Here is a 15768-nt window from a genome sequence, read left to right as displayed (position 1 = left end):
GGCAGGTGAACACTTACTGCAGCCAGCCGAAGAGCCGGGCGGCGGCGTCACGGGCGATGAGGAAGCCCACGATGGCCAGCGTCCAGCCGACCATCGAGGCGGCGTTCCTGAGGATCCAGTCGCGCAGCTTGGCCAGCTTGGGCTCCAGCCAGCTCCCCGCCAGGCCGCGCCCGGCCATGAGGAGCAGCGGCGGCAGCACCATCACCAGCACGTATCCGGCCAGCACCGGCGCCGACTGCAACGGCGACAGCCCCGAGGCGGTCATGATGCCGATCGCCGCCAGGTAGGGGGCCATCGTGGCCACCTCGATCACGCCCATCGTCAGCGCCAGCGACACCATCGTGCCGGGACCGCCCATGCGCGGCTCCCACTGCTTCTTCTGCTTCTTGGAGTCGAAGCGCCAGCTCAGCAGGAACAGGCCCACGCCGACCGCCAGTTGCGCCCACAAAAACGGCCGGCTCTGGAACACCTCCCCGAAGTTCTCCAGCAGCGCCGACAGCCCCAGCAGGAGCGCCACGCCGACCAGGAAGTAGAAGAGCGTGATCGTGGCCAGGTAGATGAGCATCCGCCCGCTCTGCCGGCGGTCGGAGGCGAGCATCATCACCAGCGGCACGCCCAGCGTGCCGAAGCTCGTGCTGTCCACCAGGGCGAGCGCCACCAGTGTCAGCAGCACCGTTGTCGTCATGGTCACCCATCCTGCCGCCGCGGCGGGCGCCCCGACTCCTACGCGTGGGCCAACCTCGAATACACCTTTCTGCCTACGCGCCCTCGTCGAGCAGCTTGACCAGGGTCTTGGGGGCGATCACCCGGTAGGCGTCGGTGACGATCTCCCTGATCTCCGCCCAGTCCACCTCCACGTCCAGGTAGACCCCGAGCCAGCCCCGATGTCCCACGTACGGCGGGCGGAAGTAGTGGACGGGATCCTCGGCCACCAGCTCCTCCTGGACGCCGGGCGGCGCGGCGCACCAGAAGCCGAGCCGGTCGTCGTGGTGGTGGTCGGCGAACGTCACGAACGTCTTCTTGTCCCGCACGAACCAGGTGGGCTCGCCGTGGCTGAGCCGTTCCGTCGTCTCCGGCAGGTCCAGGCAGATTTCCCGCAGGCGTTCGAGCTGGTCCATAGTCTTAGGCTATGCGCATCGAACCACCCACAGACGGCGACGAGCGGGCCACGCTGGAGGGCTTCCTCGACTACCACCGGCAGACACTGGCCTGGAAGTGCGAGGGGCTCACCGACGAGCAGTTGCGGACCCGGGCCCTGCCACCGTCCACGCTGTCGTTGCTCGGACTCATCAGGCACATGGCGGAGGTCGAGCGGAGCTGGTTCCGCCGCCGCCTCGGCGAGCAGAAGGACCTGCCGTTCCTCTACGTCACCGACGAGGATCCGGACGCCGACTTCGACCGCGTTGACGACGACGACAGGGACGGGGCGTTCAAGGCGTGGGAGGCCGAGATCGCCGCCGCCCGCGAGGCGGCCGCCGGCGTGCCGCTGGACGGGGTCGTGCACCGCACGCGCGAGCCGCTGACGGTCTCGGTGCGCTGGGTCTACCTGCACATGATCGAGGAGTACGCGCGCCACAACGGCCACGCCGACCTGCTGCGCGAGCAGATCGACGGGGCCACGGGCGAGTAGCGGGGCCTCAGCCGGACAGGCGGATCGGGTTGACCACGTCGGCGTAGACGAGCAGGCCCGCCATGATGATCATCACCATGGCCAGCACGTACGTCAGCGGCAGCACCTTGGCGATGTCCACGTAGCGGGGCTCGGGCCGGCCCAGCACCCGGGCGAAGGCGCGCTTGAGCCCCTCCCAGAGGCCGCCGGCGATGTGGCCGCCGTCCAGCGGCAGCAGCGGGAGCAGGTTGAAGACGCCGATCGCGAGGTTGAAGCCGCCCAGCAGGCTGACGAACATCGCCAGCTTGTCCTTGCCCGACAGCACGTCGGACGACAGGATCTCGCCGCCCATCCGGCCCGCGCCGACGACGCCGACCGGGCCCTGCCGGTCGCGTTCCTCGCCGGAGAAGGCGGCGTGCCAGACGCCGACCATCTTCTCCGGCAGGTTGAGCATCGACTTGGCCACCTCACCCGTCAGGCCGACCATGTGGCCGGCGACGGCGCCGATCGACTGCGTCTCGTAGACCCGGGTGGGAGCGACGCCGAGGTAGCCGACGTTCTTGTCCATCTTCTTGGGGTCTTCGCGGTTCGGCCGGTCCTGGGCGACCAGGGTGACGTCCAGGGTGGACGGCTGGCCGTTCCGCACGATCCCGAGCTTGGCCGGGCCCGCGCCGTACGAGCGGATCTTCTCCTGCGCGTCCTCCCACGAGGCGATCTTCACGCCGTTGAAGGAGACGATCTCGTCGCCCACCTTCAGGCCCGCCTTGACGGCCGGGGTGGCCGGGTCGCCGGGCTTGCACTCCGCGCGCTGCTCCGTGGCGGGGATGACGCAGGTGGTGGTCTGCGGCGAGACGATCGGCTTGTAGACCTGGACGCCGATGAACATCAGCAGGATGGCGAAGAAGACGAAGGCCAGCACGAAGTTCATCAGCGGGCCGCCGGACATGATGATGACCTTCTGCCACCACTTCTTCCGGTAGAAGACCCGGTTCTCGTCGCCGGGCCCCACCTCTTCCTGCGCCATGTCGCGCGCGGAGTCGATCAGGCCCTGAAACGGTCCGGTCGAGACCCTGCGCAGCTTCGTCGGATCGTCGCCGGGCCGCGGCGGCAGCATCCCGATCATCCGGATGTAGCCGCCGAGCGGGATCCACTTGACCCCGTACTCGGTCTCGCCCTTCCGCTTCGACCAGATGGTCGGCCCGAAGCCGACCATGTACTGCGTGACCCGCACGCCGAACCTCTTCGCGGGGATCATGTGGCCGAGCTCGTGCAGCGCGATGGAGGCCGCCAGACCAAGCAAGAACAAGGCGAATCCCGCGATGGTGAGCCAGATCATCTAGGCGCGCTCCAGAGTCACGGAAGGTCTTGACAACCCCAGAGTAGTCGAAGTCTCCACACCTGAATGGCTTGCGCACGCTTTGTGGAATCGACAGACTGCGTTGACAGTGCGCAGTCGCGCGATCACCCTGGGGTATGACGAAGGGAGCACGTTGATCCGGATCCTCGTGGCCGAACATCTGCCGCTCGTACGGCGGGGCCTGGTGTCCTCGCTGGAGGCCGAGGCGGACCTGTCGGTCGTGGCCGAGGTCGGCAGCGGCGAGGACGTGGTGCCCGCGGCCCTGACCCACCTGCCCGCGGCGGCCGTGGTCGATCTGGATCTGCCCGGCGGCGGCCTGGCCGTCACCACCCGCCTGCGTGAGAAGGCGCCGGGGTGCAGGGTGCTCGTCGTCTCCGCCCATCCCAACGCCGGGCAGGTGCGCGGGGCGTTCGCGGCGCACGCGCTCGGGTTCATGAGCCTCGACGTGGGCCCCGAGCAGCTCGCCGAGGGCGTGCGGCAGATCGCGGCCGGGCGGCGGGCGGTGGACTCCGACCTGGCCGTCGCGGCGCTGGAGTCCGCGGCCAACCCGCTGACCAGGCGCGAGCGCGACGTGCTGCGGATCGCGGCCGGCGGGGCGCGCTCCACGGAGATCGCCGATCAGCTCTTCCTCTCGGTGGGCACGGTCAGAAACCATCTGTCGCGCATCATGTGCAAGACCGGCGCGCGCAACCGGCTCGACGCGGTCAGGATCGCCAACGACTCCGGCTGGCTCTGAGCCCCTCGGAAGAGCTTGAGGTGGCACACCAGCCGAGGATCCGGCTGGTGCCCGCGGCCCGGCCGGCGGCGGCATCCCCCACGTCAACCACACCGGCTTCGAGCGCGGCCCGTGAACCTCCACGGGGCCACCTGGCTTCTGGCCGGGCCCCGGCGGAACCGCGCCGCTCCCCCGGGACCCGGGGATCTGGGGTGGCTCTCCAGCAGAGCCGCCGCACGATGGCGCACCTCTCCGCGCGTCATGGGATTCGGCTCTCCGATGATCTCAAGTGGCGCCCGGTCGCTGCCAGTGACCGCGTACACCATCTGCGCATGAAGGATCACACAGGGTCACCCGTGTGAAAAGTCACGGCCGCCAGATCAGGACCAGGGCGCAGTCGTCGTTGTGCCCGGACGACATCGAGTTGACCAGCGCGCGGGCGCCGTCGCGGAAGCCGTTGGGCAGCAGCCGCTCGGCCTCGCCCAGCAGGCGGTCCAGGCCCGCGTCGATGTCGCGGCCCGGCTGCTCGATCAGCCCGTCGGTGTAGAGCAGCAGCGCGTCGCCCTTGCGCAGCACGCCGCTGTCGGGCTCACAGTGCAGGTCGGGCACCACGCCGAGGACCACGCCCTTGGCCGTGGCCACCTGCCAGCCGCCGGTGCCGGCGTCGAGCTTGACCACGGGCGGGTGGCCGGCGGAGGTGATGGTGTAGGCGCCGGTGGCCAGGTCGATGCGTACGTGCACCGCCGTCACGAAGCCCTCGTCACCGCGCTGGCGGTGGAGGTAGGTGTTGCAGGCGGGAAGGAAGTCGTCGACCGAGCCGAGCAGCCCGCCGAACGTGCCGGACAGCAGCAGCGCCCTGGTGCCGGCGTCGACGCCCTTGCCGGAGACGTCCACGAGGGCGATCTCCAGGTTGTCGCCGTCGCGCATCGAGACCAGGAAGTCGCCGCCGAAGGAGGAGCCGCCCGCCTGCTTGAGCACGACCTTGCCGCCCCAGTCCTTGGGCAGCGCGGGCAGCTCGCCCTGGCTCTTGAGCCGGTCGCGCAGCTCCAGCAGCATCGCGTCGCCGCGCAGCCCCTGCACGCCGAGCTTTCCGCGGGTACGCGCCATGAGCACGGCCAGCACGGTCGTGAAGCCGATCGTCACCATGAGCCCGAGCCCGACCGTGCCGACGCCCAGCGTGAGCGCGATGTATCCCAGCGCCACGGCCACCGCCACCAGCAGCTTGGCCAGGCTCCGCAGCCGGAGCTGCAGCCCGCCGACGAGCGTGATGAGGATCAGCAGCGACGGCGAGAACCACTCCGTCGAGACCCGGGCGGCCAGGCCGCCGACGATCAGGGTCAGTACGCTGAGGGTGATCGTGAGGTTCCGGTCACGCGCCAGCGGTCCCCTCCTGAGGAACCGGACGACAGGCACCAGAAACGGCACCCGCACGAGGAGCGCGCGGAGCCGTGGCGGGATCAGCGGCGCCGGACGGGAACTCATGATGCGGATGACTGTATCGGTCTCATACCCGTTTGGGCAGCCCACTTGACCAACGCCTTGATCATTACGAACGGATATTGGGTGGCCCAACCCCTTTGCCCGCTCTTACGGTGGACGGATGACGTACCCGATCCGCCCCGTCGATGAGTCCGAGTGGTCCGAATACTCCCGAGTGCTGGGTGAAGGCTTCGGCTGGACCCCCGCCCCGGTGCAGAACGAGCGCTTCAAGGCCCAGACCGAGTTCCCCCGCACGCTCGCGGCCTTCGACGGCGACACCCCGGCAGGCGTCACCGCCGTCTACAGCCTGACCATGACCATCCCGGGCGGAACGCTCCCCGTCGCCGGCGTCACCGCCGTCAGCGTGCTCCCCTCGCACCGCCGCCGCGGCGTGCTGACGTCGCTGATGCGCCGCCAGCTCGACGACGTGCACGAGCGCGGCGAGGCGATCGCGGCCCTGTACGCGTCGGAGTCGGCCATCTACGGCCGTTACGGGTACGGCAGGGCGGCCTCCGAGCTCCACGTGTCCATCGACAAGAGCGCCTCCGCCTTCGTGCGCGACGCGCCCGCGGACCCGGAGCTGCGGCTGCGCGTGGCACGACCGGCCGACGTACGCGCGCTGCTGGAGAGCCTCTTCGCCGAGGTCATCCCCCGGCGCCCCGGCCGTTATGCCAGGAACGAGCAGTTCTGGAACGCCGCCCTGGCCGACGAGGAGCCCGACCAGGCGGGCAACGGCACGCTGCGGTGTGTCCTGGCCGAGGACGGGTCCGGCGTACGGGGATATGCGTTGTTCCGCATCAAGTCGTCGTGGGACGACGACGGCATCCCGAACGGCGAGCTGAAACTCCACGAGCTCGAGGCCAAGGACGCCGCCGCCCACGCCGCGCTCTGGCGCAGCGTCCTGGACCGCGACCTGGTCGTCAAGGTCACCGGCAGTATCCCGGTCGACGACCCCCTGACCACGCTCCTCGCCGACCAGCGGCAGTTGCGCGCCGGGTGGGCCGACGAGCTGTGGGTGCGGGTGGTGGACGTGGAGAAGGCGCTGGAGGCCCGGTCGTACTCGGCTTCCGTGGACGTCGTCATCTCGGTGGAGGACGAGGTGTGCCCGTGGAACGCGCGCCGCTGGCGGCTGACCGCCGACACGGCGAGCGCCTCGTGCAAGGCGACGGAGGAGCCGGCCGACATCACGCTGACGGCTTCGGCGCTGGGGACGGCGTACCTGGGTGACGGTCAGCTCACGTCTTTGCTGGAGGCGGGGCTGCTGACCGAGCACACGCCGGGCGCGGTGCGCGCGCTGGCGACGGCCATGTCGTGGAGCCCGAGGCCGTGGGCGGGGATGGTCTTCTGACGTAGGGTCGGGGGCATGGCACTGCAGAGCCTGCAGATCACGGCGATCACCGCGATGCGCGCACGGGACGTGTCGCGGCCCAGCAAGGAGCAGCAGGAGACGGCCGACCGCCGCCCCCTCCGCGACGAAACCCCCCGCCGCGACCAAAAACGCCCCCACCCCCACTAACCACCCCTTCAGCCCGGGCCCCACCACCCGGGCCTTCACGACTCCGGCCCAGGGCGTCACCAGCCCGGGGAAGCACTCCGCGAGCCTGGGCAACATGCCTCGCGCGCCCTCGCCAGCCCGCTCTTGGGCGCCGCGAAGGCCAGCGTGTGAGGGCGTCCGCCTCCGGCGCCGAGCGCTTATCCGGCGCCACCACGGCGAGACGCCGGTCGGCGGCCTCCGGCGCCGCCCTACGGCGGCCAGCACAACCCCACGAGCGCGCGCACGACGGCGCGGCGGCTTCCAGCGGGCCGCACCCCGGTGCTTGTCCGGCGCCGCGCGGTGGGGTGGGGGGCGGCGGGGCTCGGCGCCGTTGTGCGGCGGGCGGGGTGGGGCATGGGGGCTGGGCAACTACGGAGTTGTTACGGCGAGCAGCCCGTGAGCCCTCACGACCATCGCTCGACAGACCCAAGCCCACCACGGCGGGGCGGGTCAGCGGGCTCTGCCGTAACGGAAACCAAGGCTTTTAGGCACACACCAAACAAAGAGAAACTTAGAGGAACAATCCCCCCGTGGCGAGGAGGTTTTGGCCGGTGAGCCAGGCGCCGTCGGGGCTGCAGAGGAGGGCGATCACCGAGGCGACGTCGGTGGGGTGGCCGAGGCGTTGGAGGGCGGTGTAGGCGGGGACCGCCGTGAGCGCTTCGGGGGAGTTGGTGGAGCGGAGCATGTCGGTGTCCGTCGCGCCCGGGGAGACCGTGTTGACGGTGATGCCGCGTCCGCCCAGCTCGCGCGCCGCGACCTTGGCGAACTGTTCCACCGCTGCCTTGCTGCCCGCATAGAGGGTCAGCCCACCTGCGGGCATGGCGGTGTTGAGGGTGGAGAGGTTGATGATCCGGCCGCCGTCGCGCATGACGCGTCCCGCCCACTGGATGGCGAGGAAGGTGGCCTTGGCGTTCACGGCGAAGACCCGGTCGTAGGTCTCCTCGTCGATCTCGTGGATGGGGATGCGGCCGCTTTCAGCGGCGTTGTTCACGAGGATGTCGAGGCCGGGCAGGATCTTCTCGGTCTCGGCGAACAGACGTTCGAGATCGGCGCGTGAGCCCTGGTCGGCCTGTACGGCGTGCGCCCCGGTCGACTCCGACACCTCCCTGGCCGCGTCGGCGTCGCCGCGGTAGGTGAAGACGACCTGGGCGCCGTCGGCGGTCAGGCGTTCGACGACGGCGCGGCCGATCCCGCGCGAACCGCCGGTCACCAACGCCCCCTTGCCCGAAAAATCAGTCATGGGAGCAACTTACGCCCGCAGCATGATCTTGCGGGCGGCGTCCTTGGACAGATGGTCGACGTACAACGTGCCGTCCAGATGGTCCGTCTCGTGCTGGAAGCAGCGTGCCAGGGAGCCGCGGGCCTTGATGCGCAGCGGGCGTCCGAGCCGGTCGAGCCCCTCCACGGTGACCCCGGCGGCGCGGGGGGTCTGGGCGTATTGGGGCTTGCCCGTCGTACGGTCCGGCACCGACAGGCAGCCCTCCTCGTCGAGAACCGGCTCAGGATCGTCCACGGTCAGCACCGGGTTGACCAGGTGGCCCTTGCGCCCGCTGATGTCGTAGACGAACAGCCGCCGCGACACGCCGATCTGCGGACCGGCCAGGCCGACGCCGTCCACCGAGTACATGGCCTGGAACATCTCGTCGATCAGCCTGCGCAACTCCTTGTCGAAGTCGGTGACCGGCTCGGCCGGGGTTCGCAGGACGGGGTCGCCGAGCACGCGGATCTCACGCATGGGGTTGGCTCCGTAAGGGTTGCGGTAGACGGACGCTCATTACCTTAGCCAGCGCGCGGTCCGGTGCGGCCTGCCGTGGCGGGCCGTGTGGAAGACTGGTCGGGTGCGTGTCTACATCGGTGCCGACCATGCCGGCTATGAGCTGAAGAACCACCTGGTGTCCTGGCTTAAGGACACGGGCCACGAGGTGATCGACTGCGGCCCCGCCGTCTACGACGCCGAGGACGACTACCCGGCGTTCTGCCTGCGCGCGGCCGAGGGCGTGGCGGGCGACCCGGGCAGCCTGGGCGTCGTCATCGGGGGTTCGGGCAACGGGGAGCAGATCGCGGCCAACAAGGTGCGCGGCATCCGCGCGGCGCTGGCGTGGAGCGAGGAGACGGCCCGGCTGGCGCGCGAGCACAACAACGCCAACGTGATCGGCGTGGGGGCGCGCATGCACACGGAGCAGGAGGCGACCCGGTTCGTCGAGGTCTTCCTCACCACCGCCTTCAGCGGCGCCGAACGCCACAGCCGCCGCATCGCCCAACTCGAAACCTACGAAACCATCGGCCAGCTCCCCGCCCTCCCCGCCGACTAGTCTTTCCTTTAGGCCAGTTGCGGCATCTTCTGTTGCGGTTAGCGCCGTGGTTTCCGTTACGGCTCAAGGGCCTTGTTTCCGTTACGGCAGAGCCCGCTGACCCGCCCCGCCGTGGTGGGCTTGGGTCTGTCGAGCGATGGTCGTGAGGGCTCACGGGCTGCTCGCCGTAACAACTCCGTAGTTGCCCAGCCCCCATGCCCCACCCCGCCCGCCGCACAACGGCGCCGAGCCCCGCCGACCCCCACCCCACCGCGCGGCGCCGGGACAAGCACCGGGGTGCGGCCCGCTGGAAGCCGCCGCGCCGTCGTGCGCGCTCGTGGGTCGCGCTGGCCGCCGCAGGGCGGCGCCGAAGGCCGCCGACCCACGTCCCGCCGTCGCGGCGCCGGACAAGCACCGGGGTGCGGTCCGCTTGGAACGGCCGCACCCTCGTGCGCGCGCCCGCGTGCCCGTGCCCGCGTGCCCGCGCCCGCGTGCCCGTGCCCGCGTGCCCGTGCCCGTGGGGGCGCGGACCGGCGAGGCTGGCGCGGCGTCGGGTGGTGGGCGCCGAGGTGCCGTGCCCCGTGCCCCGTGCCCTGGGGCGGTGGGGCTGGAGAGGGCGGCGTGGGGTCAGAGTTGGAGGCTTTTGGTTTCCAGGTATTCGTCCAGGCCGTACTCGCCCAGTTCTCTGCCGATTCCCGACTGCTTGTAGCCGCCGAACGGGGCCTGGGGGTTGAAGGAGCCGCCGTTGATGGACACCTGGCCGGTGCGCAGGCGGCGGGCCAGGGCCACCGCTCGGGCTTCTGTGCCGGCCCAGACGGCGCCGGCCAGGCCGTACTTGGTGCCGTCGGCGATCTTGACGGCTTCGTCCTCCGACAGGTACGGGATGATCGTCAGCACGGGGCCGAAGATCTCCTCCTGTTCGATCGTCATCCCGGGCGCCACCGCGGCGAAGATGGTGGGCTCCACGTAGTAGCCCCTGGGGTGGGGGGATTCCGTGCCGCCGTGTACCAGGCGGGCGCCCTCCTCCTGACCCCGGTTGATGTAGTGGACCACGCGGTCGCGCTGGGCGGCGGAGACCAGGGGGCCGAGGCGGTTGTTCTCGTCGAAGGGGTCGCCGACGGTGTACTTGGCGGCCGCCTCCACCGCCAGGCCCACCGCCTCGTCGTACTGGTCGCGGTGGACGAGCATGCGGCTCCACGCCGAGCACGTCTGGCCGGAGTTGACGAAGCAGTTGGCCACGCCCACCTTCACCGCGGCCCGCAGGTCGGCGTCGGGGAGGATGATGTTGGCGGATTTGCCGCCCAGCTCCAGCGCCACCCGCTTGACGGTCTCGGCCGCCAGTGAGGACACTCGGCGGCCCGCGGCGGTGGAACCGGTGAAGGAGACCAGGTCGACCTCGGGGTGCGTGGCCATGGCCTCGCCCACGACCGGGCCCCGGCCGCTGACCAGGTTGAAGACGCCCGGGGGCAGGCCCACCGCGTGGAAGATGTCGGCCAGCGCGTAGGCCGCCAGCGGGGCCACTTCGCTGGGCTTCAGGACCACCGTGCAGCCCGCCGCCAGCGCGGGGGCGACCTTGCAGATGATCTGGTGGAGCGGGTAGTTCCACGGGGTGATGGCGGCTACTACGCCGACGGGCTCCTTGACGATCAGGGAGTTGCCCACGCGTTCCTCGCGCGGGTGGGTCTCGGCCAATTCCGCGTAGCCGGCCAGGACTCCGGCGGGCATCAGCGTCTGGACCTTCAGGGCGAAGCCCAGCGGCGCGCCCATGTCGGTGGCGATGGTGCGCGCGATCTCCCCCGCCCGCTCGGTCAGCAGGTCGGCGGCGGCGGCCAGCAACTTGCCCCGCTCCCCGGGGCCCGTCGCCGACCAGGAGGGGAAGGCGGTGCGTGCGGCTCTGACGGCGGCCTCGACGTCGTCGGGGGCGCCCGCCGGCACCCGGTCGATGATCTCCTCTGTCGCGGGGTTGACGACCTCGATCGCCTCTCCTGACGCGGAAGCGGTCCAGGCACCGCCGATATAGAGCTGACGCATAGCCCCCATCCTCGCGCGCCCGCCGTCACATTGCGAGGGCTTGGCGCATGACGTGGTGGGCCTGCTCCACCGCGCGCACGTCGCATTCCGGCCGAACGTGAGTGCGGGCCGTGGCCAGGACCCGGTCTCCTTCTTCCAGCAGGGTACGGCGCAGCGCCACGGAAAGCGGCAGATGTCCGAGATCCTGGAAAACTCGCAGGATTCGCACCAGCACCACGGGATTGTCCTTGGCCGAAACGCGGATCATCCCGAAGGCGTGCTCGGCCAGCCTGGCGGTGTCGGTGCGCCAGGTGACCAGGCGTACGCGTCCGCGCCGGTCGGTGCGGCACTCCGGCTCGTCGGGGATCGGGATCAGCCGCCGGAACGCCTCCCCGAGCCACTCGACGCAGGCGAGCCCGGTGTTGGTGTCGTTGATCGCGTGGGAGAGCGCGCGCAGGGCGATCTCCACGATCCGGTTGACCGGCCCGACGACGGTGGAGCCGGTACGCGGCAGCGGGCACAGGGTGATCCAGCGGTCCATCCGCCGCCGGTCGCCCCGGGTGAGGGTGACGGGGGTGGAGGTGAGCGCCACGGGCGTGCCCTGGATGACGAACGTGCCGGGCAGGTGGACGAGCGTGACCACGGTACGGCGGCGCACCGCCCACCGCACGAGCGGCCGGGCGTGGACGAGGTCCAGATAGCCGGAGCGAGCGGCGAGGATGGCGCCGCTGGCGCCGGCGGGCGGTTCACCCGGCGCGCCCTCGAAGTCGCGGTGGAGCAGCAGGTCGACCTCGCGCACCAGCCGGGGCAGGACGACGGGGATGCGCACCTCGCTGACCACCGCCTGCACGAACAGCACGAGCATCACCAGGCAGGCCCCGGTGAGCACCTGGGTGGCGAACAGGCCGAGCGAGGGGATGACGACCTCGCGGCTCATGGAGCTGGTGGTGCGGTTGCCGAAGATCCAGGTGCCGATGAACAGGCCGATGGTGACCTGGACGACCCGGTTGCGCAGGAAGTCGCCGATCAGGCGCGGTCCGAGCTGGGAGGAGGCGAGCTGGACGGCGACCAGCGTGAGCGACATCAGCAGCGTGATGGAGCTGATGAGCGCGCCGGTCAGCGTGGAGAGGCTGCCCTTCACGCCCTCCTTCAGGTCGCTGAGCAGCGAGGCGTCGGCGGGCAGCGTGAACTGGTGGAGCTCGAGATCCTCGAGGAGCGCCTGCGCGGCCGTGCTGCGTTCGAGGGCCACCTGCACTTCCTCGACCGCGTACGCGCCGAGGTAGGCGCCCGTCATCATCAGCAGCGGCACGAACCAGATCGTGTCCCGCAGGCGCTCCCCGCGCGGCTTGAGCGAGAGGTAGGCGCCGATTCCCCCGAACCGTCCCACGCAGGGGGTCCTACCCGAATGCGGGCTCCTTGGTACGCGTGCGCTTGAGCTCGAAGAAGTCGTCGAACTCGGTCACCATCTGGACGCCGTCCCAGAGGCGGCCGGCGGCCTCCCCGCGCGGGATCGAGGTGATCACGGGACCGAAGAAGGCGTTGGCGCCGACGCGGATGACCGGAGTGCCCACTTCCTGGCCGACCAGCCCGATACCCTCGTCGTGGGAGGCGCGCACGTCGTCGTCGTACTCCTGGGAGTTCATGGCGGCCGACAGCTCGGGGTCCAGGCCGGCGGCGCTCAGCGCGGCCTCGACCAGCTCGCGCAGGCGGTCGAGGCGGTCGTTGCCACGCTCGTTGTGGAGGCGGGTGCCGAGCTCGGTGTACAGGGGGCCGATGGCGGCCTCGCCGTACTTCTGCCTGGCCGCGGCGACGACGCGCACGGGCTCGATGGCGCGGGCGATCTTCTCGCGGTAGGCGTCGGACACATCCTTGCCCTCGTTGAGCACGTTGAGGCTCATGATGTGCCAGCGGATCTCGATGGGACGGACCTGCGCCACCTCGATGAGCCACCGGGAGGTGACCCAGGCGTAGGGGCAGAAAGGATCGAACCAGAGATCTACAGGAGTCTTCTCAGTCACGCAGGGTCATAACCTGGGGTGGAACAAAGGCTATTCCCATCATGGGAAGATTCCGGCAAACCCCGATGAAGTGGTGTAGAAGGAGCGGAACTTGGCAGGGAACCTTACCCGGGACGAAGCACGCGAGCGCGCCCGGCTGCTCAAGGTCGAATCGTACGAGGTGGCGCTCGACCTGACCGAAGGCGAAGAACGCTTCGAGAGTGTGACGACCGTACGCTTCAGCGCGCAGCCGGGCGCCTCGACGTTCATCGACCTGCACGACGCGCGCGTGCGCCAGGTGACGCTGAACGGCGTCGACCTCGACGCCGCCGCCTACGACGCGGAGAAGGGGCGCTTCCCGCTCGGCGACCTGGCCGAGAGCAACGAGCTGCGCATCGACGCCGACTGCACGTACACGCGCTCCGGCGAGGGCCTGCACCGGTTCGTCGACCCGGTCGACCAGAAGGTCTACCTGCACAGCCAGTTCGAGACCGCCGACGCGCACCGCATGTACGCCTGCTTCGACCAGCCCGATCTGAAGGCCACCTTCCAGCTCACCGTGCTGGCCCCGGCCGACTGGGAGGTCGTCTCCAACGCCGCCGCCGAGAGCGTCGAGCCGCTGCCCCAGGAAGGTGGCAGGCACGGCGCGGTCCATGCCGACAACAAGTGGGTGTTCCCGGCCACGCCGGTCATGTCCACCTACATCACGGCGCTGGTGGCGGGGCCGTACCACAAGGTGACCTCCGAGCACGACGGCATCCCGCTCGGCGTCTACTGCCGGGCCTCGCTGGCCGAGCACCTGGACGCCGACAACATCCTGGAGGTCACCCGTCAGGGCTTCGACTTCTTCCACAAGGTCTTCGGTGTCCGCTACCCGTTCGGCAAGTACGACCAGTTGTTCGTGCCCGAGTTCAACGCCGGGGCGATGGAGAACGCCGGCTGCGTGACGTTCCTGGAGGACTACGTCTTCCGCTCCCGCGTCACCGACGCCGTGGTCGAGCGCCGCGCCGAGACGATCCTGCACGAGATGGCGCACATGTGGTTCGGCGACCTGGTCACCATGCGCTGGTGGGACGACCTGTGGCTGAACGAGTCGTTCGCCACCTACATGTCCGTGCTGTGCCAGGCCGAGGCCACCCGCTGGGGCCAGGGCGCGTGGACGACGTTCGCGAACGTGGAGAAGTCCTGGGCCTACCGCCAGGACCAGTTGCCGAGCACCCACCCGATCGCCGCCGACATCGTGGACATGCAGGCGGTCGAGGTCAATTTCGACGGCATCACCTACGCCAAGGGCGCCTCGGTGCTCAAGCAGCTCGTCGCCTACGTCGGCCTGGACAACTTCCTGGCCGGGGTCCGCGACTACTTCAAGGACCACGCCTGGGGCAACACCGAGCTCAAGGACCTGCTGAGCGCGCTGGAGCGCACCTCGGGCCGCGACCTGTCGTCGTGGTCGAAGGAGTGGCTGGAGACCTCCTGGGTCAACACGCTGCGCCCGTCGTTCACGGTGTCGGCCGACGGCCGGTTCGAGAGCTTCGAGGTGCTGCAGGAGGCTCCCGCCGACTACCCGACGCTGCGCTCGCACCGCGTCGCGATCGGCCTGTACTCGCTGGTGGACGGCGTGCTCACCCGGACCAAGCGGGTCGAGCTGGACGTCGTCGGCGCCCGCACCGCGGTGCCCGACCTGGTCGGCGAGCAGCAGCCCGACCTGGTGCTGGTCAACGACGACGACCTGACGTACGCCAAGATCCGCCTGGACGAGCGCTCGCTGCGCACGCTGGTGGACGGCGGCATCACGAAGTTCAGCGACTCGCTGCCGCGGGCGCTGTGCTGGTCGGCGGCGTGGGACATGACCCGCGACGGCGAGATGTCCACGCGCGACTACGTCAAGCTGGTCGTCTCCGGCGGCGGCACGGTCAAGGACCTCACGGTCCTGCAGACGGTGCTGCGGCAGGCGCGCCTGGCCGTCCAGCAGTACGCCGACCCGGCCTGGCGGCCCGAGGGCCTGTCGATGCTGGCCGCGATGGCGCGTGAGCTCATCGACGGCGCGGAGCCGGGCTCGGACTACCAGCTCGCCTACCTGCAGGCGTTCGCCGGCGTCGCGGCCGCCGAGGGCGACCTGGACGTGCTGGCGGGCATCGTGGACGGCTCCGCCGTACCGGAGGGATTGACCGTCGACGCCGACCTGCGCTGGACGCTCATCCACGCGCTGGTGTCCGGCGGCCGGCTGGGCGAGGCGGACATCGCCGCCGAGCTCGAGCGCGACGCCACCGCGACCGGCGAGCGCTCCGCGGCGCTGTGCCGGGCGGCGATCCCGACGCCCGAGGCCAAGCAGGCCGCCTGGGACGCGATCACCGGCGGCGAGCTGGCGAACGCGGTCTTCCGCACGACGGTCGCCGGGTTCCAGGACCCGCACCACCCCGAGCTGCTGACGCCGTTCAGGGAGAAGTACTTCGCCGAGGTCGGCCGCGTCTACAAGGAGTGGAGCTTCGACGTCGCGCAGGGCTTCGCCGTGGGCTGCTTCCCGGCGCTGCAGGTCGAGCAGGAGACGCTGGACGCCGCCCAGGCGTACCTGGCCGGTGGCGACGTGCCGCAGGCGCTGCGCCGCATGATCCTGGAGGGCGAGGACGGGGTACGGCGCGCGCTGCGCAACCGGGCAACCGACGCCGCCGCCTCCTGACGGCAGGTCGAACGCGAAGCCCCCGCCGGGTCCCGTCCGGCGGGGGCTTCGCGTTTCCAGGACCCCCTGGCTCGTTCGCTGGCACCGGCCGAAGCGGTG

At 70.5% G+C, this 15768-nt stretch carries 15 protein-coding genes; 6 read left to right on the top strand and 9 right to left on the bottom strand.

Going from position 1 to position 15768, the window contains the following annotated elements; all coding sequences use genetic code 11:
• Positions 1 to 13 precede the first annotated feature (13 nt).
• Complete coding sequence (locus ACIBEJ_RS36120; protein WP_397187411.1) at positions 14 to 685, bottom strand: GAP family protein; 672 nt, start codon at positions 683 to 685, stop codon at positions 14 to 16.
• A gap of 73 nt (positions 686 to 758) precedes the next feature.
• Positions 759 to 1118, bottom strand: a complete 360-nt coding sequence (locus ACIBEJ_RS36115; RefSeq protein ID WP_397187410.1) for an MmcQ/YjbR family DNA-binding protein — start codon at positions 1116 to 1118, stop codon at positions 759 to 761.
• A gap of 11 nt (positions 1119 to 1129) precedes the next feature.
• On the opposite strand from ACIBEJ_RS36115, the gene ACIBEJ_RS36110 reads away from it, so the two are divergent.
• Positions 1130 to 1630, top strand: a complete 501-nt coding sequence (locus ACIBEJ_RS36110) for a DinB family protein (RefSeq protein WP_397187409.1) — start codon at positions 1130 to 1132, stop codon at positions 1628 to 1630.
• Positions 1631 to 1637: 7 nt separating this feature from the next.
• Here the strand turns inward: ACIBEJ_RS36110 and ACIBEJ_RS36105 are convergent, their stop codons facing one another.
• Positions 1638 to 2945, bottom strand: a complete 1308-nt coding sequence (locus ACIBEJ_RS36105; protein WP_397187408.1) for a M50 family metallopeptidase — start codon at positions 2943 to 2945, stop codon at positions 1638 to 1640.
• Positions 2946 to 3099: 154 nt separating this feature from the next.
• On the opposite strand from ACIBEJ_RS36105, the gene ACIBEJ_RS36100 reads away from it, so the two are divergent.
• Positions 3100 to 3702 carry a response regulator transcription factor gene (locus ACIBEJ_RS36100; protein ID WP_397187407.1) on the top strand — a complete coding sequence of 201 codons (603 nt, stop codon included), beginning with the start codon at positions 3100 to 3102 and terminating at the stop codon, positions 3700 to 3702.
• Positions 3703 to 4047: 345 nt separating this feature from the next.
• On the opposite strand, the gene ACIBEJ_RS36095 is transcribed toward ACIBEJ_RS36100, so the two are convergent.
• Positions 4048 to 5163 carry a PP2C family protein-serine/threonine phosphatase gene (locus ACIBEJ_RS36095; RefSeq protein ID WP_397187406.1) on the bottom strand — a complete coding sequence of 372 codons (1116 nt, stop codon included), beginning with the start codon at positions 5161 to 5163 and terminating at the stop codon, positions 4048 to 4050.
• Between the two features lie 118 nt (positions 5164 to 5281).
• On the opposite strand from ACIBEJ_RS36095, the gene ACIBEJ_RS36090 reads away from it, so the two are divergent.
• Complete coding sequence (locus ACIBEJ_RS36090; RefSeq protein ID WP_397187405.1) at positions 5282 to 6508, top strand: GNAT family N-acetyltransferase; 1227 nt, start codon at positions 5282 to 5284, stop codon at positions 6506 to 6508.
• Between the two features lie 15 nt (positions 6509 to 6523).
• Positions 6524 to 6676 (top strand): hypothetical protein, encoded by a 153-nt coding sequence (locus ACIBEJ_RS36085; RefSeq protein ID WP_397187404.1) that lies wholly within the window; start codon positions 6524 to 6526, stop codon positions 6674 to 6676.
• 529 nt (positions 6677 to 7205) lie between these two features.
• On the opposite strand, the gene ACIBEJ_RS36080 is transcribed toward ACIBEJ_RS36085, so the two are convergent.
• Positions 7206 to 7934, bottom strand: a complete 729-nt coding sequence (locus tag ACIBEJ_RS36080) for an SDR family oxidoreductase (protein WP_397187403.1) — start codon at positions 7932 to 7934, stop codon at positions 7206 to 7208.
• 9 nt (positions 7935 to 7943) lie between these two features.
• Positions 7944 to 8429, bottom strand: a complete 486-nt coding sequence (gene def / locus ACIBEJ_RS36075) for a peptide deformylase (protein ID WP_397187402.1) — start codon at positions 8427 to 8429, stop codon at positions 7944 to 7946.
• Between the two features lie 103 nt (positions 8430 to 8532).
• On the opposite strand from def, the gene ACIBEJ_RS36070 reads away from it, so the two are divergent.
• Positions 8533 to 9006, top strand: a complete 474-nt coding sequence (locus tag ACIBEJ_RS36070) for a ribose-5-phosphate isomerase (RefSeq protein ID WP_397187401.1) — start codon at positions 8533 to 8535, stop codon at positions 9004 to 9006.
• Positions 9007 to 9612: 606 nt separating this feature from the next.
• On the opposite strand, the gene ACIBEJ_RS36065 is transcribed toward ACIBEJ_RS36070, so the two are convergent.
• The 3 genes from ACIBEJ_RS36065 to ACIBEJ_RS36055 are packed head-to-tail and all read right to left on the bottom strand — an operon-like array spanning position 9613 to position 13013.
• On the bottom strand, positions 9613 to 11016 hold the full coding sequence (locus tag ACIBEJ_RS36065) for an aldehyde dehydrogenase family protein (RefSeq protein ID WP_397187400.1): 1404 nt from the start codon (positions 11014 to 11016) through the stop codon (positions 9613 to 9615).
• A gap of 25 nt (positions 11017 to 11041) precedes the next feature.
• Complete coding sequence (locus tag ACIBEJ_RS36060; protein WP_397187399.1) at positions 11042 to 12382, bottom strand: DUF2254 domain-containing protein; 1341 nt, start codon at positions 12380 to 12382, stop codon at positions 11042 to 11044.
• Between the two features lie 10 nt (positions 12383 to 12392).
• Positions 12393 to 13013 (bottom strand): DsbA family protein, encoded by a 621-nt coding sequence (locus ACIBEJ_RS36055; protein WP_397187398.1) that lies wholly within the window; start codon positions 13011 to 13013, stop codon positions 12393 to 12395.
• Between the two features lie 91 nt (positions 13014 to 13104).
• Between ACIBEJ_RS36055 and pepN the strand changes: the two genes are divergently transcribed.
• On the top strand, positions 13105 to 15669 hold the full coding sequence (gene pepN / locus ACIBEJ_RS36050; protein ID WP_397187397.1) for an aminopeptidase N: 2565 nt from the start codon (positions 13105 to 13107) through the stop codon (positions 15667 to 15669).
• Positions 15670 to 15768 lie beyond the last annotated feature (99 nt).

The organism is Nonomuraea sp. NPDC050790 (genome assembly GCF_044456745.1).
Taxonomy (GTDB): domain Bacteria; phylum Actinomycetota; class Actinomycetes; order Streptosporangiales; family Streptosporangiaceae; genus Nonomuraea.
Note: the sequence above shows the minus strand (reverse complement) of the source record. Positions and strands in the feature narration are given on the sequence as shown.